General features: G+C 61.3%; 18 protein-coding genes. 6 read left to right on the top strand and 12 right to left on the bottom strand.

Annotation, left to right across the window (positions count from 1 at the left end; genetic code table 11):
• Positions 1-102 precede the first annotated feature (102 nt).
• From INR38_RS17150 to sucC, 9 genes are all read right to left on the bottom strand, one after another.
• On the bottom strand, positions 103-1263 hold the full coding sequence (locus tag INR38_RS17150) for a hypothetical protein (RefSeq protein ID WP_207443251.1): 1161 nt from the start codon (positions 1261-1263) through the stop codon (positions 103-105).
• Entirely contained in the window at positions 1260-2096 is an 837-nt protein-coding gene (locus INR38_RS17145; protein WP_207443252.1) for a hypothetical protein, read from the bottom strand. Before INR38_RS17145 ends, INR38_RS17150 begins: the two co-directional genes overlap by 4 nt.
• 15 nt (positions 2097-2111) lie before the next feature.
• Entirely contained in the window at positions 2112-3281 is a 1170-nt protein-coding gene (locus tag INR38_RS17140; protein WP_242699099.1) for a glycosyltransferase family 2 protein, read from the bottom strand.
• 219 nt (positions 3282-3500) lie between these two features.
• Positions 3501-3986 (bottom strand): pilin, encoded by a 486-nt coding sequence (locus INR38_RS17135; protein WP_207443254.1) that lies wholly within the window; start codon positions 3984-3986, stop codon positions 3501-3503.
• A 224-nt stretch (positions 3987-4210) separates the two neighbouring features.
• Entirely contained in the window at positions 4211-4921 is a 711-nt protein-coding gene (locus tag INR38_RS17130; protein WP_013804584.1) for an FHA domain-containing protein, read from the bottom strand.
• Positions 4922-5164: 243 nt separating this feature from the next.
• Positions 5165-5947: a protein phosphatase 2C domain-containing protein gene (locus tag INR38_RS17125; protein ID WP_207443255.1), complete on the bottom strand. Its 783-nt coding sequence runs from the start codon at positions 5945-5947 to the stop codon at positions 5165-5167.
• Positions 5948-6239: 292 nt separating this feature from the next.
• The gene (locus INR38_RS17120; protein WP_099734894.1) at positions 6240-6932 is read right to left on the bottom strand and encodes a TerC family protein; all 693 of its coding nucleotides are present in this window, start codon (positions 6930-6932) and stop codon (positions 6240-6242) included.
• Between the two features lie 166 nt (positions 6933-7098).
• Entirely contained in the window at positions 7099-7992 is an 894-nt protein-coding gene (gene sucD, locus INR38_RS17115; RefSeq protein ID WP_012202800.1) for a succinate--CoA ligase subunit alpha, read from the bottom strand.
• Between the two features lie 20 nt (positions 7993-8012).
• Positions 8013-9173 (bottom strand): ADP-forming succinate--CoA ligase subunit beta, encoded by a 1161-nt coding sequence (gene sucC, locus INR38_RS17110; protein ID WP_012202801.1) that lies wholly within the window; start codon positions 9171-9173, stop codon positions 8013-8015.
• 436 nt (positions 9174-9609) lie between these two features.
• Here sucC and argC point away from each other — a divergent pair, with 436 nt between their 5' ends.
• Genes argC through yddG form a run of 3 tightly spaced genes read left to right on the top strand, consistent with a single transcriptional unit; the run spans position 9610 to position 13362 of the window.
• Complete coding sequence (gene argC / locus INR38_RS17105; RefSeq protein WP_034389794.1) at positions 9610-10542, top strand: N-acetyl-gamma-glutamyl-phosphate reductase; 933 nt, start codon at positions 9610-9612, stop codon at positions 10540-10542.
• A gap of 20 nt (positions 10543-10562) precedes the next feature.
• Positions 10563-12419 carry a hypothetical protein gene (locus INR38_RS17100; RefSeq protein ID WP_242699096.1) on the top strand — a complete coding sequence of 619 codons (1857 nt, stop codon included), beginning with the start codon at positions 10563-10565 and terminating at the stop codon, positions 12417-12419.
• 22 nt (positions 12420-12441) lie between these two features.
• The gene (gene yddG / locus INR38_RS17095) at positions 12442-13362 is read left to right on the top strand and encodes an aromatic amino acid DMT transporter YddG (protein WP_099750962.1); all 921 of its coding nucleotides are present in this window, start codon (positions 12442-12444) and stop codon (positions 13360-13362) included.
• Here the strand turns inward: yddG and recX are convergent.
• Together recX and recA are read right to left on the bottom strand one after the other, a co-directional pair.
• A complete protein-coding gene (gene recX, locus INR38_RS17090) occupies positions 13359-13835 on the bottom strand; it encodes a recombination regulator RecX (RefSeq protein WP_043825371.1) in 477 nt (158 codons plus the stop codon). The genes yddG and recX overlap by 4 nt on opposite strands.
• Before the next feature lie 202 nt (positions 13836-14037).
• Entirely contained in the window at positions 14038-15141 is a 1104-nt protein-coding gene (gene recA / locus INR38_RS17085) for a recombinase RecA (RefSeq protein WP_012202806.1), read from the bottom strand.
• A gap of 147 nt (positions 15142-15288) precedes the next feature.
• Here recA and INR38_RS17080 point away from each other — a divergent pair, with 147 nt between their 5' ends.
• The 3 genes from INR38_RS17080 (at position 15289) to INR38_RS17070 (ending at position 18160) form a co-directional block, all read left to right on the top strand.
• On the top strand, positions 15289-15789 hold the full coding sequence (locus INR38_RS17080) for a MarR family transcriptional regulator (protein ID WP_012202807.1): 501 nt from the start codon (positions 15289-15291) through the stop codon (positions 15787-15789).
• Between the two features lie 99 nt (positions 15790-15888).
• The gene (locus tag INR38_RS17075; RefSeq protein WP_012202808.1) at positions 15889-16563 is read left to right on the top strand and encodes a response regulator transcription factor; all 675 of its coding nucleotides are present in this window, start codon (positions 15889-15891) and stop codon (positions 16561-16563) included.
• Between the two features lie 94 nt (positions 16564-16657).
• Positions 16658-18160 carry a sensor histidine kinase gene (locus INR38_RS17070; RefSeq protein WP_065347270.1) on the top strand — a complete coding sequence of 501 codons (1503 nt, stop codon included), beginning with the start codon at positions 16658-16660 and terminating at the stop codon, positions 18158-18160.
• Here the strand turns inward: INR38_RS17070 and INR38_RS17065 are convergent.
• Positions 18117-19127, bottom strand: a complete 1011-nt coding sequence (locus INR38_RS17065; protein ID WP_013804575.1) for a LysR substrate-binding domain-containing protein — start codon at positions 19125-19127, stop codon at positions 18117-18119. The genes INR38_RS17070 and INR38_RS17065 overlap by 44 nt on opposite strands.
• Positions 19128-19141: the final 14 nt, after the last annotated feature.

Here is a 19141-nt window from a genome sequence, read left to right as displayed (position 1 = left end):
GAGATAATGGTCTTCATATTTGATGTGTATTAATAGAGAGACTTGCAATAGAAATTAAAGATAAAATCCAAAGTATATTTAGAATTGAAAATGATTTATCTTCTAATTTAGCCATCCTCCATTTATAATTTGATTGCATTGAATTGATTCCCATGGCCTAGTGTCATTATGACCAAGCCATCGTAATTCAAAATTGATGTCTTGACGCCGCCGTACGTACAAGCTTCCATCGATAGTTGCAATGAACGTATAACGTGATTCTCGGAATATTTGTACCAAACTACCGTCTTGAAGTACATGCTTGGCACCTAGGGGCCACAGGGAGTTTCCGCATAGACGAATAAGCCTTTCCATCGAATATTTTGCCTGCGGGGCAGGGTTGATGACCAAGGTGCTCTTTATTTTGGTGTGCGTCAATTTGCAAGCTATCTGCATTACGTTCAATGGCGATATCTTATTTCTACAACTGGACTCATCAATGGAGAGGCCGTATTGATTTAAGAGATTTTCGTAACGTCTTTGCCAAATATTATAAATAATATTCTTATTGAGTGCGAAATCTAAACTGAAAGAATCCAAGAGAATGGGGCGTTGGGATTGATTAATGGTTTTCATAGCCTTTGAGTGTTCTGGTGAATAATTACCCATAGCCTGCGCAAAATCTAAGGCGACAAATTGGGAACTTTTCGCTATCGGCGTGTTGACCATGAGGGCCATCATTGTTTGAGATTGCGGCGTAATAATAACGTCTGGCTCGAATGGGCTCAGTAGGCTTTGTATGCTAGGGAATGGATCTGGCGCTGCCCAGCGTGTTTTTAACATAGACCACCCCTGAGAAGGGGATGAACTGTTCAAAAGCATTCCTTGGGCTCCAAAGATTACTGTCAAAACAAGCCAGAACCAATCCTTGCGAATAGGTAATCGCCATAGCAGAAGGCTGAAAAATGGCCCCGAAAAGATTAACATGGGGATGGCATAACGACCATTACCAGAGACAAGGAGCCAAGATATCCAAGAAACTGACCAGCCTAATAATATGGAAATAAGCAGGCGCTGATTTTTAATATGGGATGAGATAATGGAATCTTTGTCTTTCCTTCGTGCCCAAGTAATCCATAGGAGGCAGAGCGAGATTAATAGTACCAGGGCCGCAGGTCTTAAATCCGGTGCGATTATTTCTACATATACGCCGGCTTGAAATTCAAGGATCTCGAATGTTCTTGTTAATAGCTCATAAAAACCGTCAGGACGAAAGCGACTCATGGTAGATATATGGAGAGAGGGCGAAGAGAGTCGGTAAACATTGGGTAAAATGGGCTACCGCAGTCTCTCCATATTTGTTGAGCCCAAGGCCACCATAGAAAAAAAGTCACCAGCAAGCCACCTAGTGCTAAGGCAAGAAGACGTGCTAATGCTGTATAGATCGTTTTTGCAGAAACCAAGCTGAGGACCAGCAGTCCAAGTCCTGCAAAGATATTGCTCATCTTTAGAACTATAGAAGTGGTGGCGAGTACTCCTGCAATAAATGTCCATGCTAAGGAATTGAAGTTCTTGTGATTATAATAATTCTGTGATTCACAAGAGTATTTCCAGATTACTAGTGAAAATGCCCAAATTATCGGGAGAGAAGAAAGTATGTCATTAGATGTACTGTCCAGCAGCGACCACCATAGTGGTGATAGATATGCCAATGCTGTGGATGAAATCCGTGCCAAGCTTGCATGGATATTTCTTTGAGGTATGAGGGACCAAGTGATTAACCATACTGCGGGGGCAGTGGCAATAGAAGGAATTGCTAGAGCAATTGCTGCCTGCTGTCCACTTGCGCCATGTGATTGAAGAAAATACAGCGGGCCATATGCAAATGGATATTGGCAAGACATTGAGCCGGCTGCGAAAACATCCTGCTGTAAGCGGCTGCCTTCAATAGCCATCCAGCCAAGATAAAGGTGATGATTCAATGTATCCCACCCTAATGATAGCCCGCCGAGTGAGTTTATCCAATAGAAAGTGGCTATCGCCAATGCTGCTGACGCACCAGACCATTCCAATAAAGGCGGGTAACTTATATTCTCAATATTTTCAGAATCTGACATTTTAAGTTTTGCTGACTAATATTGTATCTTCTGTGATTTCCGGATTTTTATGAATCCGCCTTGCAGCACGACGTTTAGTGCTGCAGCACAGAGGCTTCCACCAATCGATTGCAGTCCTACTACCATTGTTGTGCTTGCAATAATTGCTTGTCGGAGAATCTTAGAGCTGTCAATGGCCCCGAAGTCCGTTGCTGCCCAATCTACAAATAGCTCCCAAGCCCAAAAAAATCCAATTCCTAATAGTAAGAATCCAAAAATAAGCGCATGCTCAAGCGTAATTATTTTTTCCAGCCATTGCAGAAATCCATTTTTCGGTGGCTTCATTCCAGAAGCTACTGAGAGCCACTGCACCATACCGCCCCACTGCAACGCTTGAAAGCCGAGCATTACTGCTGCAGAACAAAAAAGCATAGTATGTATATCAAAACCTACTGATCCCCAGGCGATGGAACCTTGCCAAAGGGCTCCTAGGCCAATCAGGCCGATCATTAGTAAGAAAAGCCCTGGGCCCATAAAAAGCCAAGCTGGGCTGAAAAGCATCATGAATCTGAGATGCCGCCAACCATCTCTCCAAGTCCTAAGATGAGGCGGCCGACCACGTCCATCCGGTCTTAGTGTGGTTGGCACTTCAGTGACTCGAAGCTTTGCGAACGAGGCTTTTGCTATCATTTCTGTGGCAAATTCCATTCCAGGGGATTGTAGGTGGAGATTCTTTATGGCTTGGGTTTCGAAGCCGCGTAATCCACAATGGAAGTCGCCAACAGGCAGGCGGAAGAAAATCCGTCCCAAAGCACTTAATACAGGATTGCCAAGATAGCGATGTAACAACGGCATTGCTCGAGGAGAAATACCCCCTCTGAAGCGATTTCCCATAACTAGTTGATTGCCTTCTCTTAGAGCAGATACAAATGATGCAATTTGGGAAAAATCATAGCTGTCATCTGCATCGCCCATGATTGTGTAGTGGCTCGTTGCGACATGAATGCCTCCAATCAGAGCTGCACCATAACCGCGCTCGGCTATGGATACGACACGAGCGCCTGCGGCAGAGGCGATTTCTTGAGATCCATCAGTAGAGCCGTTATCCGCAACAATTACTTCGCCTTGTATGTCAGCCATTTTCATTGCCACTATGGCGTCGCGCACGCACTTGCCAACGGTTTTTGCCTCATTGAGGCACGGCATTAATACAGTTAATTCCATAAATGAAAATTGAAAATACGATATGCTGTATCTTGATAGGGAAATATCAGAAGTAATATATTTTGGATCAGCGGGTGATCATGATCATCTGATAAAAGAAAAAGGGGCACGACTTGTGCCCCTTTTTTACATGGTTTTAAGGTCCATGACTCCTTATTCTATTCATCGCCTGGAAATTAGGATTTCCGGCCATTGGCGATTTTAGAATTGACCGCGGCAAGAGCCGGGGAGGTACTTGGGGGGCAGAGTCGTGCCATCACCTGTAGCTCCACAGCGCCAGCCAAAAACCGTAGTCTGGACATCCGTGTTCGTGAAGGCAGTTGTCGCATTCTTCATAGGCTGCAGGGTAACAATCTTGCTGGCTGCCTCTTTCAAATCGGCAGCGGCACTGGAAGTAACCTTGACCAGTCCAATATTTGTAGTGTTGATAGCGGCCACATACTTGCTCGGGTTAACTGTTTCGCAGCCCCAAGCATCAGCAGCCGGAAGAGTAGTACCTACGGTGCTTTGGATAGTTTCAGTAATGGAAGTACGGCACGCGGAGCCAGCAAGGATAACTTCTGAAACCTTGGCACGCACCGTGTAATCCTGATAAGCCGGCAGCGCAACTGCTGCCAAGATGCCGATGATCGCCACAACGATCATCAATTCGATCAAGGTAAAACCTTGCTGGATGGAACGCTTCATGAACTTCTCCTCATAGGGGGTTGATTGCATGCTCTATCGAGCAAGAGCCGTGCCAGTTGCGCCTTGAGGCCAAGGTTCGCGCATGTGTATTGTTTGGTTGCAACTTACACGGGTGGTCGACATTCTCTGACAAATCGATCCAATTTTGCGTGACATTTTTGTCAAGGATGGTGAGCTTGCCAACGAAGCAACAGCGAACCTTGTCAGTGGATCAAGAGGGTCCCTCACGCCACCAGGAACTGCATCTGCGTACCTGCCAGTTCCACCGTGTCGCCATGTTGCAGCGGCATGGCGCGGCGGCCGATTTCCTGGCCGTTGAGCTTGAGGCTGGGGGAGTCGCCTTCCAGCTGGGCCAGCACGAAGCCGTGGTGCTTCTGGGTGATGGAGGCGACCGCCACGCCGGGCTTGCCCAGGGTGGTGACGACTTTGACCAAGGGGACTTCGCGGCCAGCGGCGTTGCCGTTGAGCATGCGGATGGCAGCCTGGCGCGTGGCCAAGCCAGCCATCGAAGGCGGCAGGGTGTGGTCGAAGCCTGAGGGGGTCTGGGTGCTGAACTGCGATGGCAGGTCTTCCGCCAAGGGGGCTGGGCGGGTTGCCTCCACTGCTGCGGCAATGGCCGCCAGTGCCGAGCGCGAGGAGGCGCTGACCTGCTGCTGCACGAAACGGATCTTGTACTTGCCGATGTCCAGCAGGTCGCCGTGGTTCAGGGTCTGGCGCAGTATGGGCTGGCCGTTGACATAGGTGCCGTTGGTGCTGCGCAGGTCTTCGATGATGACGGTGCCGTCGACGATGCTGAGAACGGCGTGCTCGCCGCTGACGGCGAGGTTGTCGATCACGATGTCGTTGTAGGGGCGGCGTCCCAGCGTGGTGCGCTCCTTGGCCAGCTGCACTTCCTTGATGACGGCGCCGTCGATGGAGATGACCAGGGTCGGCATGCTCAAAGTTCCTTTGTTATGCCCGGGTTGCACCATCCACTGGGCGATCCGGAGCTGGGGTGTATCTAAATATTATGTCTGCGGCCTGCGCGCGCCGAGGTCTGCCATGGTATTTGATACAGACTATGGATTGTCTTTTCCTGATTGTTGGACTTGCAATCATTTTTAACAATTGGAACCTGCGAGGGCGGTGCAGGCAAGCGCGTCCATCGGTTGGGATCTGCCGTCGATCGCTGTGTGGGCTCAATCGAGGGAGGTGCTGGCTGCAGGGGGAGGGCTGGCGTGTATCTCGATCAGCGCCGCGCTGATGTTGTCGTTTCCGCCGGCTTCATTGGCGGCGGCGAGCAGCGAGGTCAGCAAGACGGGCAGCGGGCTGCATTGGGTGAACAGGGCGGCGATGGCTTGGTCATCGAGCATGTCGGTGAGGCCGTCGGAGCACAGCAGGATGCGGTCGCCGGGTTGTAGCGGCCACTCATTGAAATCGGGCGTGACGTCCGGCGTGACGCCCAGGGCCTGGGTGAGCAGGTGGCCCAGGCCGGATTGCCTGGCTTCGTGCTCCTGGATGCGGCCTGCGTCGATTTCTTCCTGGAGCCAGGTGTGGTCTCGGGTCAGGCGCAGCAGTTGACCCTCGCGCCAGCCGTAGGCCCGCGAGTCACCAAGGTGGGCGAGCATCAGCAGACCTGGCAGCAGGGCTGCGGCAATGATGGTGGTGCCCATGCCGCGGCAGCCCGGTGTTTCCCGGGCAGCCGTAAGAATGGCGGCGTTGGCCAGGTTCAAGGCATTGGCCAGTGACTGCTGCAATTCCTGGCGGGCTTGCGGAGTGTTGGCTGCCGGCGCCTCGGTGGCTACGCTTTGCAGTGCCACGGATACCAGGCTGATGGCCATGGCGCTGGCGACTTCGCCGGCGTTGTAGCCGCCCATGCCATCGGCCAGCACCGCAATGGGCCAGGGCTGGGCGCTGGGGTGGATGGTGACCGCATCCTCGTTGTTGTCACGGCGCCGGCCCACATCGGTGCGCGCAACCATGGCGCAGTGTTGCGCAGGGACTGCCTGTCGGCAGGGCTGGTCCGGGGTCTTGGGTGCGCTGGGCATGGTGGCGAAGGGCGGGCGCGGCGATGTTGCCATCAGTCCCTGTGTGCAGATGCAATGGTGAAGCCGGTGCACAGCGTAATTGAAAACAGTGCCCCCAAGTGCCAAGAATGGGCCGGCGCAGCGGCTCGTCAGCTTGACGCCACATCAAGGACGGACCCTCACAAAGCAAAAACGCACTGCCGAGGCAGTGCGTTGTGGAGGTGGCGAGGGGCCACCTGCGGCGGTATCAGGCCTGTGCCGCGTGCTTGGCGCCGGAGCGCGACTGCAGGAGCTTGCCAATGCCGACGACCAGCACGGCACCGGCGGCAGCCGCCACGTAGTGCAGCCAGGGATGGCTGATGGCGTAGTCGTGCAGCAGGCGGTCGTTGACGATGGTTTCTCCGCCGACCCAGCCGATCAGGGCAGCGCCCAGCGTGATGATGACGGGGAAGCGCTCCATGAGCTTGATCATCAGCGTGGAGCCGAAGACCACCAGCGGGATGCTGATGGCCAGGCCCAGGATCAGCAGGACCATGTTGCCCTGCGCCGTGGCGGCCACGGCGATCACGTTGTCCAGGCTCATCACCAGATCGGCGATCAGGATGGTGCGGATGGCGACCATCATGCTGCCGTGACCCTTGGATTCGCCTTCATCCTCTTCTTCGCCGGTCAGCAGTTGCAAGCCGATCCACAGCAGCAGGCAGCCGCCCACGATCTGCAGGAACGACAGCTCCAGCAGCTTGGCCGCGACCACGGTCAGGATGATCCGCAGCACCACGGCGGCGCCGGAGCCGAACATGACGGCTTTCTTTTGCTGTGCGGGGGGCAGCGAGCGTGCTGCGAGGGCGATGACGACTGCGTTGTCGCCAGACAGAATGATGTTGATCCAGACGATCTTCAACAGGCCGATCCAGAAATCGGCGCTTTGCAGGTATTCCATGGTTTCTCCACTGTTATGAGTTGAAAAGCGCCAGGGCGGTGGCCTCTGGCGCTTTTTCTTTTTTGGAGTCGTCAGTGTAGGGCGGACTTGCCGCCTTACCGATTCGTAATTCTGCGTAATTTTCTCCTGGGGCGAACCCCAGGATGTCGCGCAGAACCGGTGCCGCTTAGATCAGGCCCTTGAGCAGGCGGCCCATTTCGGAAGGATTGCGGGTGATGACGAAACCGCACTCTTCCATGATGGCCAGCTTGGCGTCGGCCGTGTCGGCACCGCCGGAGATCAGCGCGCCGGCGTGGCCCATGCGCTTGCCGGGAGGGGCAGTGACACCAGCGATGAAGCCGACGATCGGCTTCTTCATGTTGTCCTTGCACCAGCGGGCAGCTTCGGCTTCGTCGGGACCGCCGATTTCGCCGATCATGATGACGGCGTCGGTGTCGGGATCGTCGTTGAAGGCCTTCATCACGTCGATGTGCTTGAGGCCGTTGATCGGGTCACCGCCGATGCCCACGGCCGACGACTGGCCAATGCCCAGTTCGGTCAGCTGAGCCACGGCTTCGTAGGTCAGCGTGCCGGAGCGGCTGACCACGCCGATGCGGCCCTTCTTGTGGATGTGGCCGGGCATGATGCCGATCTTGATCTCGTCGGGCGTGATCAGGCCGGGGCAGTTGGGTCCCAGCAGCAGGGTGCGCTTGCCGCCTGCGGCTTCCTTGGCGCGCATCTTGTTGCGCACTTCCAGCATGTCACGGACGGGGATGCCTTCGGTGATGCAGATGGCCAGGTCCAGGTCGGCTTCCACGGCTTCCCAGATCGCGGCGGCAGCGCCTGCGGGGGGAACGTAGATCACGGAGACCGTGGCGCCCGTGCCTTGCGCGGCTTCCTTGACGGAGGCGTAGATTGGCACGTCGAAGATCTTTTCGCCGGCCTTCTTGGGGTTCACACCGGCCACGAAGCAGTTCTTGCCGTTCGCGTATTCAATGCACTTTTCAGTGTGGAACTGGCCCGTCTTGCCCGTGATGCCTTGGGTGATGACCTTGGTGTCTTTGTTGATGTAGATCGACATGGTGTTTTCTCCGGGCCTGCTTACTTGACGGCTTCGACGATCTTGGTGGCCGCTTCGGCCATCGTGTCGGCGCTGATGATGGGCAGGCCGGACTCGGCCAGCATCTTCTTGCCCAGTTCTTCGTTCGTGCCCTTCATGCGCACGACCAGGGGCACTTGCAGGTTCACGGCCTTGCAGGCAGTGATCACGCCGGTGGCGATGGTGTCGCACTTCATGATGCCGCCGAAGATGTTGACCAGAATGCCTTCGACCTTGGGGTTCTTGAGCATGATCTTGAAGGCTTCGGTGACCTTCTCGGGGGTGGCGCCGCCGCCCACGTCCAGGAAGTTGGCCGGCTCGCCGCCGAACAGCTTGATGGTGTCCATGGTGGCCATGGCCAGACCTGCACCGTTAACCAGGCAGCCGATGTTGCCGTCCAGCGAGATGTAGGCCAGATCGAACTTGGAGGCTTCGACTTCAGCGGGATCTTCTTCGTCCAGGTCGCGCAGGGCCACGATTTCGGGCAGGCGGAACAGGGCGTTGGCGTCGAAGTTGAACTTCGCGTCCAGGGCAACCACGTTGCCCTTGCTGTCACGGTTCAGCGGGTTGATCTCGACCAGCGAGGCATCCGTGTCCATGTAGCACTTGTAGAGCTTCTGGCAGATGTCGATGAACTGGGCGGTGGAGTCGGCAGGCATGCCGATGCCCTTGGCCAGTTCTTCGCCCTGGGCCTGGGTCAGGCCGACCAGGGGGTCAACGAAGATGGTGATGATCTTCTCGGGAGTGGAGTGGGCCACTTCCTCGATGTCCATGCCGCCTTCGCTGGAAGCGATGAAGGCCACCTTCTGCGTGCCGCGATCGGTCACGCACGACAGGTAGTATTCCTTCTGGATGTCGGCGCCGTCTTCGATGTACAGGCGGCGGACCTTCTGGCCTTCGGGGCCGGTCTGGTGCGTGACCAGCTGCATGCCCAGGATCTGGCCAGCCAGTGCCTTGACGTCGTCAATGCTCTTGGCAACCTTCACGCCGCCGCCCTTGCCGCGACCACCAGCGTGGATCTGGGCCTTCACGACCCACACGGGGCCGCCGAGCTTCTGGGCGGCCTCGACGGCCTCTTGCACTGTGAACGCAGGGATACCGCGAGGTACAGGCACACCAAACTGACGCAAGATGTCCTTGCCTTGGTATTCATGAATCTTCATGATGTCTCTCTCAAACAAATAGGGGGGGATTGACCCGGTAGCCCTGGGGTGCTGCCTCAAGGCGGAGTGACCTGGCAATCGCCGAATGTACCATGCTGCACTGCGCCATCCGACACGCCCCCATGCGCAGAATCCACAATTTCCTGCGGGCCAAGCAGCATGTCAGGAACTGTGCAATGCATTGATATGTCAGGGAAAAGACGGTTTCCCGACATTTCGTTCAGGCGCCACAGCTCTTTTGTCTTATAGAGGATCTGCAGACGGCGCTGCCCGCCGTTTGTAACAGGCGCATGTCAGCGCGCCCTTGATCGCCACTGCCAACCGTTTTGCGACAACGGGCGCAGGGGGACCCGGTTTCGGTGAGAATCCGCAGCTGGAACGCGGCAATGGTGCCGCAGCGGCTCCAGGAGGGCCGCGCAGCAGGAGAAATACAGCGATGGCAAAAGTCTTTATCGATGGCGAAGCAGGCACGACAGGGCTGCAGATCCGTGAGCGTCTGGTCGATCTGTCCGGCGTGGAGCTGGTCAGCATTGCCCCCGAGCTGCGAAAGGATCCTGCCGCCAAGCGTGCGCTGATCGCCGGCGTGGACTTGGTCATCCTGTGCCTGCATGACGATGCCGCGCGCGAGACCGTGGCCATGGTCGATTCCATCGAGGCCGAGACCGGCCGCACCATCAAGATCATCGATGCATCCACGGCCCACCGCGTGGCGCCCGACTGGGTGTATGGGTTTCCGGAGCTGCGTGCCGGCCAGCTTGAGGCGGTCAAGACTGCCAAGCGCGTGTCCAACCCCGGCTGCTATGCGACGGGAGCCATCGCGCTGCTGCACCCGCTGGTTGCCGCGGGCCTCATCCCTGCCGACCACGGCCTGAGCCTGCCCTCGGTGTCCGGCTATTCGGGCGGCGGCCGCAGCATGATCGAAGCCTATGAGGCCGGCACGGCCGCGCCTTACGAGGCCTATGCGCTGGGCCTGACGCACAAGCACATTCCCGAGATCCTGCAATACACCGGCCTGACGCGTCGCCCGGTGTTCATTCCCGCCGTGGGCAATTTCCGCCAGGGCATGCTGGTGCAGCTGCCGCTGCATCTGGACCTGCTGCCGGGCGCGCCCAAGGCGGCTGACCTGCACGATGCGCTGGCCTCCCACTACGCGGCCACCAACACGCCGGAGCAATGGGTGTCGGTGCTGCCGCCGACCGAGGACATGAAGCTGGCCGCCGACACGCTGACGGACACCAACAAGCTGGAGCTGCGCGTGTTCGCCAATGAGCAGTACCGCCAGGCCGTGCTGATCGCCCGCCTGGACAATCTGGGCAAGGGCGCCAGCGGCGCCGCCGTGCAGAACCTGCAGATCATGCTGGGCCTGTGAGGCCCCCCGCGCCCCCGTCCTTGCCGGGCCGGCGCGGTCCGGTCTGGGGCCATGTCCTGGCCCTGGCCGTGCTGTGCCTGCTGGTCGTTGTGTTTGCCTGGAAGCTGCGGCCTGCATTGCCGTCTTCATCGCGCCTGCTGCTCAGTCCGCTGCTGGGCAATATGGAGGCCTGTCTGGTGCAGGACGGGCTGCGCGAGGACTTCCCCAAGGAATTTCAGCAGATACCCGCCAGTTGCCTGGGTCCGCAGGGCTCGGCCACAGAAATGGTGAAAGCCACGCTGCAGCGCCTGGGCCGGCCCCAGGGTGAACTGGACCTGGGCTATACGCTCAGCGTGCCGCTGCTGCGCTATGTGCAGTGGAATGGCCAGGCCTGGGAAGTCCGGGGCGAGGCGCTGGACCGCGTGGTGCGCACGGTGGCGCAGGCGCACCGGCCCGTGGTGCTGTATCTGTTCGCCACGCATTTCGAGGTGCACTCCAAGGCCGAGGAGCGCCTGGCCGCCGATCCCGCCAATCTTGCGTGGACACCCAAGGGGCCGCTGCCGCTGGACAGCTATCTGGGCGCGCGCATCTTCCCGTGGTCGGTCGCGCGGCAGGACAACGAAGTCACGCGCGTACGCAAACTGGTCGTCGATGCCCTGGCCGAGCGCATGTGCGCCGCAGGCGATGCCGCCATGCACCAGCTGCGCGCCCTCACCGTGCTGGGCGAGACGCACCAGCTGTTCCCGGGATTCGAGGCCGGCATGGGGTTCGCGGCCGAAGGCTATGCGGTCACCGACTACAGCCCGGCCTCCGTGGCGGGTTTCCATGCATTCCTGCGCCAGCGCTATGGCGACATCGCGCAGCTCAATGCCCACCTGAAGTCCGGCTTTGCCAGCTTCGACGCGGTCGAGCCGCCGTCGCGCAACATCCGCAGCGAGCCGCTGCAGAACTTCTTCCAGCACATCGACAGCTATGCAGCCGGCACCGTGCCCGTGTCCGGCTGGGTCCACTCGCCCGATGCGAAGCTGCAAAAGCAGCTGGCCGTGGCCGTCTTCGTGGACGGGCATCCTTACTCGCACGCCCCCGTGCACATGCACCGCCAGGACGTGGCACAGGCCAAGCCCGGGTTCCTCACGCCCGATGTGGGCTGGCGTGCCGACATCCGCTATCCGGCGCTGGGCGAGGGCCTGCACCGCATCGACGTGGTGCTGCAGGCCGGTGGACGCAGCCTGGGCCTGCTGGCCACGCGCCAGATTGCCGTGATGGACCGCAACCAAGGCGAGCCCAGGCCCCATGCCGCCGAGGCCTTGCCCGACTTCGGCAAGCTGCCGGACGGCGTGGAATTCTGGGTGGACAGCCCGCAGGACCGGCTGGCGCTGTTCTACAACCCGCTGGTCACGGACTGGAACGATTTCCGCGAGCAGCAGGTGGCCGACTACATCCAGGGCTTTTCCGAGCATATCGGCCACGGCTGCCTGGGCCGGGTTCCTCGCTTTGCCCACCAGCTCAACCCCCATGCGAATCCGAGCTGGGATGCCAACCGCTACGCCGTGGAGCGCAGCCTGCAGCGCATGCCGGGGCTGTCCCTGGGTGTCAGCCTGTACGGCGAAGATACCTACGGCCCGCTGGTCGGCCAGATGCTGCGCCGCTATGGCCACACGGCCTATGGCGTGACGGAGTTCCATCCGCTGGTGGCCCTGTCGCCGCAGCGGCTGGAGAAAGTGCTGACCATGCACCGCCGCCAGGGCGCGCGCTTCCTGTCCTTCTTCATGGAAGCCCGGCCCGAGGATGCGACGGGCACGCAGTCCAGCAACGAGTTCTCGTTCGATGCGGACAACACCGCGCATGGCTCGGATGCGCTGTACCACTCGCTGCGCCAGCTGCTGCAACCGCACTGATCTGCCGCGCGCAGCCATCGACGTGTCTTCCCTGCAGAACAACTCCCCCGTGGCCGCCGGCCGGGCCACTGCCATCGGACTGCTGGCCGTGGTGTGCTGGAGCTGCACCGTGGGCCTGATGCGCTCGGTGGCCGAGCCGCTGGGCGCCGTGGGCGGCGCAGCCATGCTCTACACGGTCAGCGCCCTGTGCGTGGCCGCCGTGCGCGGCTTGCCCAGGCCCTCGCAGTGGCGGGCCATGCATCCGGCCTACTTCTGGGGCTGCGGCCTGCTGTTTGCGGTCTACGAGATCTGCCTGTCGCTGGCGATTGGCCTGGCGCAGGACCGCGCCCAGGCACTGGAGCTGGGGCTGATCAATTACCTGTGGCCCAGCCTGACCATCGTTTTGGCCGTGCTGCTGCGCCAGCAGCATGCGCGCTGGTGGCTGTGGCCCGGCGTGCTGCTGTGCCTGTGGGGGCTGACGCGCGTACTGGGCGGCGACTCGCTGCAACTGCGGGGCATGGCGGACCACATGCTGTCCAACCCGCTGGCGTATGGACTGGCTTTTGGCGCGGCCCTGCTGTGGCCCTGCTATTCGCTGGCTGCGCGGCGCTGGGGCGGTGGCCACAATGCCGTGGGCCTTTTCCTGATATGGACCGCGCTGGCGCTGTGGATCAAATGGCTGTGGCTGGGCGGTGAAGGCGGCATGCAATGGTCGGGCACCGTGGTGCTGCAATTGCTGGCCGTGGGCGGGCTCACCGCCCTGGGCTACAGCTGCTGGGAGCACGGCATACAGCACGGGCATCTGGCCGTGATGGCTGCCGCCTCGTACTTCACGCCCGTGTTCTCTGCCTTGCTGGCCAGTGCCTGGCTGCAGGTGCAGCCGGGCTGGGGCTTCTGGCAGGGCGTGGTGCTGGTGACCGTGGGGTCGCTGGTGTGCTGGGGTGCTACCCGGCGCGCAGGCTAGCCTTCGTCCTCTGCTCCTGCGTCCCAGTCTTCGCTGCGCCCCCGCAGCACCTTGCTCGCAATTTCTCCACCAAAACCGCGGGCGGCCAGAAAGCGCATCTGCTTGAGTCGTTCCTGCGGTGTGGCCGGTGGTGCGCCGAAGCGCTGGCGCCATACGGCAAGGGCGCGCTGCAGTTCGGTGGCGCGCAGTTGCTCTGCGGCGGCGCGCACCAGTCCGTCGTCCAGCCCCTTGTTGCGCAACTCCTGCACCACGCGTGCCGTGCCAAAGCGCGCGGCCTTTTGGTGCAGCACGGACTCGGCCACGCGCTGGGCACTGATGAAGCCGCGCTGCTCCAGCGCGTCGAGCATGGCGCCCAGGTCTTCGCCTTCCTCCACATGGGGGGCGAGCTTGCGTTCCAGCTCCAGCCGTGAATGTTCGCGCTGGCCCAGCAGCTTGAGCGCCCGGCCCTTGAGCGACAGCTTGGCGAATCCCATGCGGCAATGTCTCCTGAATCGTCCCGAATAAAAAAGGCCCCCACGCTCCCCTTGCTGCGCAAGGTCCGCTGCCCCCCAAGGGGGCCGCTTTTTTGCCTTGGGGCGTCCCGGCGATAAAAAAGGCGCAGACGTGAGCCTGCGCCAAGATGGCAAACACATTGTGTGCAGGCGCGGCGGCGCCTGCAGTGAGGGGTCAGGCCGCTCAGGCTTCGATCACGCCGTCCTTGTCGGCCTTGGCCTTGCCCGCCTTGGCGGCCTTGGCTTCGGGAGCATCGCCACCGGCCGTGGGCAGCAGGGCGATGCCCAGGCTGTCGCGCACCTTGTTCTCGATCTCCACGGCCAGGCCGCTGTTCTCGCGCAGGAATTCGCGGGCGTTGTCGCGGCCCTGGCCGATCTTCTCGCCGTTGTAGGCATACCAGGCACCCGACTTGTCGAGGATCTTGGCGTTGACGCCCATGTCCAGGATTTCACCTTCGCGCGAGATGCCTTCGCCGAAGAGGATGTCGAACTCGGCGGTCTTGAACGGAGGCGAGACCTTGTTCTTGACGACCTTGACCTTGGTCTCGTTGCCGATGGCCTCGTCGCCCTTCTTGATGGTGCCGGTGCGGCGGATGTCCAGGCGGACCGAGGCGTAGAACTTCAACGCATTGCCGCCCGTGGTGGTTTCGGGGCTGCCGAACATCACGCCGATCTTCATGCGGATCTGGTTGATGAAGATGACCATGCAGTTGGTCTTCTTGATGGTGGCTGTCAGCTTGCGCAGCGCCTGGCTCATCAGGCGGGCCTGCAGGCCGGGCAGCTGGTCGCCCATCTCGCCTTCGATTTCGGCCCGGGGTGTGAGGGCGGCCACCGAGTCCACGACGATCATGTCCACGGCGCCCGAGCGCACCAGGCTGTCCACGATTTCCAGGGCCTGCTCGCCGGTATCGGGCTGGCTGATCAGCACTTCGTTGAGGTTCACGCCCAGCTTCTGGGCGTAGCTGGTGTCCAGTGCGTGCTCGGCGTCGATGAAGGCGCAGGTGCCGCCCTGCTTTTGCATTTCGGCGATGACCTGCAGCGTCAGCGTGGTCTTGCCCGAGGATTCAGGGCCGTAGATCTCGATCACGCGGCCACGGGGCAGGCCGCCAACGCCCAGGGCGATGTCCAGGCCCAGCGAGCCGGTGGAGACGACCTGGATGTCCTGGATGGCTTCGCCTTCACCCAGGCGCATGATCGTGCCCTTGCCGAACTGCTTTTCGATCTGGGCGAGTGCGGCCTGCAGGGCCTTGGCTTTTTCACTGTTGGCGGTGGTGACGGCGGTGTTCATGCGGACTCCTGGGTTGGCTGGGGTTTCAGCTCTGTATTTGCATTCAGGCTGGATGCTTGAACAGTAGTTTATGGGCTTGTTGGTTTGTTTTGTTGGTGTTTTTAGTCAGTTTTCCTGACTTTTTGGATTTGCCTCCACAATGCATCCATGAGTGAGTTTTCCCCCGTCACGCCGCCCGCCGATGCCTGGCGCCAGACCCACCTGGGCCGCCTGCTCGGCCATGCCATGCGGCGGTTCGACGCGCGTGTGCTGCAGCTCATGGCGCGCGATGTGGAGGTGCCGCTGGCGCTGTCCAATCTTGCGGCGCGCGACAAGGTGGGTGCGGCCCACATCCACATCACGCGGCATCTGTCGCTGGCTGGCGACAGGCTCACCGACCTGGCCGAGCGCGCTGGCATGACCAAGCAGTCCATGGGCGACCTGGTAGCCCAGTGTGAGGCCTGGGGCCTGGTCACGCGCGAAAGCGACGAGCGCGATGCGCGCGCACGCCGCATCCGTTTCACTCCTGCTGGCCTGGCATGGCTGCAGGCCTTCCATGACGCGGTGTCCCAGGCCGAAGCCGAGTTCCGCGAGGAAGTCGGCGACGACATCGCCACCGTGGTGGCGCTGGGGCTGGAGGCCTATGCGGGCGGCGGCTCACTCGGGTAAGGTCCCTGCCCGTGGGGCGGGGCGCATCCTAGAATCCTAGGAATCAAAGACGCGCATTTCCAACATCCAGAGCGCGTCTGTATTTCAGGAGACAACCCCATGCGCATTCTGATTGCCGAAGACGACCAGGTCCTGGCCGATGGTCTGCTGCGCAGCCTGCGCGGCTCGGGCGCCGTGGTCAGCCATGTGGCCAACGGCAGCGAGGCCGATACCGCGCTGATGACCAGCAGCGAGTTCGACCTGCTCATCCTGGACCTGGGCCTGCCCAAGATGCACGGGCTGGAAGTGCTCAAGAAGCTGCGCGGCCGGGGCGATGCGCTGCCGGTGCTCATCCTCACGGCGGCCGACAGCGTGGAAGAGCGCGTGCAGGGGCTGGACTACGGCGCCGACGACTACATGGCCAAGCCGTTTGCGCTGTCCGAGCTGGAGGCGCGTGTGCGCGCTCTCACGCGGCGCGGCATGGGTGGCGCCAGCAGCACCATCAAGCATGGTCCCCTGGTCTACGACCAGGCCGGCCGCGTGGCCACCATCGACGGCAAGATGGTCGAGCTGTCGGCGCGCGAGCTGGGCCTGCTGGAAGTGCTGCTGCAGCGTGCGGGCCGGCTGGTCAGCAAGGACCAGTTGGTCGAGCGCCTGTGCGAATGGGGCGACGAGGTCAGCAACAACGCCATCGAGGTCTATATCCACCGCCTGCGCAAGAAGATAGAGCGCGGCCCCATCCGCATCGCCACCGTGCGCGGCCTGGGCTACTGCCTTGAGAAGATCGCTTCCTGAGGCCGCCGCCCTGGCTGTCAGGCCCGGGTTGGCTTGCCTGCGCATAGTGGCGGATGCCACGGGGCCGTGAACCCGTCGTGAGGGCTGCCCGCCGATGAAAATCTTCCAGCGTGAACAGCGCTCACTGTTCGGCGAGATCCTTGACTGGATGCTCACGCCGCTGCTGCTGCTGTGGCCCGTGAGCCTGGCGCTGACCTGGCTGGTGGCCCAGGGCCTGGCCAACAAGCCGTTCGATCGTGCGCTGGAGTACAACGCCCAGGCGCTGGCGCAGCTGGTGATGGTGCAGCAGGGCAAGGTGCTGTTCAACCTGCCGCAATCGGCCAGCGAGATCCTGCGCGCCGACGAGTCGGACACCGTGTATTTCCAGGTGCTGGGCGTCAAGGGCGAGTACCTGGCCGGCGAGCGCGATCTGCCGCTGCCGCCCGAGTCCGACGATCCGCCATCCGGCGATCTATCGCCCGGCGGTGCACCGACCGGCGGCGCCGTGCAGCTGCGCGATGCGGAGTTTCGCGGCATTGACCTGCGCGTGGCCCATGTCTGGGTGCGCATGCCGCTGCCCGACGAGCCCCAGGCCCTGGTCCAGGTGGCCGAGACGCGCGAAAAGCGCAGCGTGCTGGCCACGGAAATCATCAAGGGCGTGATGCTGCCGCAGTTCGTCATCCTGCCCTTGGCCGCCTTGCTGGTGTGGCTGGCGCTGGCGCGCGGCATCAAGCCGCTGCACCGGCTGGAGGAGCGCATCCGCGCGCGCCGGCCCGAGGACCTCTCGCCCATCAACCACAAGGACGTGCCGCTGGAAGTCGTGCCGCTGGTGGACTCGGTCAACGACCTGCTGGGTCGGCTCGGTGATTCGCTGGCCACGCAAAAGCGCTTTCTGGCCGACGCGGCCCACCAGCTCAAGACGCCGCTGGCCGGGTTGCGCATGCAGGCCGAACTGGCCCAGCGCGAGGGCGTGAGCACGGAGGAGTTGCGGCAGTCCCTGGCACAGATTGCGCGCTCCAGCATCCGCGCCACGCACACGGTAAACCAGTTGCTGGCGCTGGCGCGCGCCGAGAGCGCCGGCGTGGGCCGCGGCCTGGCCATGCAGCCCTGCAACCTGGTGCGCATCGTCACCGACGTGGTGCGCGACTGCCTGCCGCGCGCCATGGACAAGCATGTGGACCTGGGATACGACGGCGCCGAGTCATCGGCCACTGGCGTCTGGCTGCAGGGCAACGCCACGCTGCTGACGGAGCTGGTGCGCAACCTCGTGGACAACGCCATCAACTACACGCCTTCCAGCAGCAGCCGGCCCGGCATGGTCACGGTGCGCGTGCTGGCCGACCCCTTCGGCCAGGTCCTGTTGCTGCAGGTGGAGGATTCGGGACCCGGCGTGCCCGAGGCCGAGCGCGAGCTGGTGTTCCAGCCGTTCTACCGCGTGCTGGGCTCGGAGGCCGATGGCTCGGGCCTGGGCCTGCCCATCGTGCTGGAGATCGCGCGCCAGCATGGAGCCCAGGTGGTGCTGGAAGATGCGCATCCTGGCCAGCAGCCGCCGGGTGCGCGTTTCAGCGTGCGCTTCACGGCGCTGCGCTCGCCGCCGTCGCCCAAGCCTGCGGCATAGGTGGCGGGGCTTCCCCGGCTGCCGCAGATTCCCCGGGAGCCACAGGCGCCACCGCGATCCGTCCCGGCGTCTGCGCGGCATGGTCCACCAGCCAGTTGCGGAAGATGCCCAGGGTGCCGTGGTTGGCGCGGTCGGCCGGGTAGCACAGCCAGTAGCCCAGTGCGCTCTGGTAGCCGTGCTGGGGCAGGGGCTCGTTTACCAGGCCGGCCGCGATCTCGTCCTGCACCAGGCAGCGCGGCACCAGGGCGATGCCCATGCCGGCCATGACGGCGCGGATGATGGTCTGGAACTGGTCGAACTGCGGGCCCGCAAGGGGGCTGATGCCGTTGACGCCATGGGCCTCGCTCCAGCGCGCCCAGGCATCGGGAATGGTCACATGGCGCAGCCGGGTGCAGCGCGCCACGTCCTGGGGGGTGGTGATGCGTGCCTCGGGGCCCGCGCCGCGCGGCGGTGCGATCAGCGCCACCTGGCGGCCCACCAGATAGTGGGCATGCGCGCCATTCCAGTGCCCGTCGCCAAACAAAATTGCGCAGTCCAGCCCCGGACTGTCAAATTGGTAGCTGTGTACGTAGGGTACAAAGTGCAGCGTGATCTGTGGATAGCGCTGCTGAAACTGGGGCAGCCTGGGGATCAGCCACTTGGCCGCGAAAGTCGGCAGCGATGACAGGTGCAGCGCGCCTCGGCTGTCATCGCTGGTGATGAGTTCGAGGGTGGCTGCCTCCAACTGGCCCAGCAGGGCGCGCACTGCGCGCTCATAGCGCTCGCCCGCGGGCGTCAGCCTCAAGCGCTTGCGCTCGCGTTCGAACAGCGGCACGCCCACCCATTTCTCCAGCTCCTGGATCTGCTTGCTGACTGCGCTTTGCGTCAGGTGCAAGGCTTCGGCCGCGCGCGAGACGCCCCCGAAGCGCACCACGGTGGAGAAAGCGCGCAGCAGATGCGTGGGCGGGTTGAGGCGGCGCAAACTCATGACAGGGATATGAT

The sequence above is a fragment of the Delftia sp. SD018 genome, assembly GCF_017355445.1.
GTDB classification, from domain to species: Bacteria; Pseudomonadota; Gammaproteobacteria; order Burkholderiales; family Burkholderiaceae_C; genus Comamonas; species Comamonas acidovorans.
This window is presented reverse-complemented; position numbering and strand designations above follow the sequence as displayed.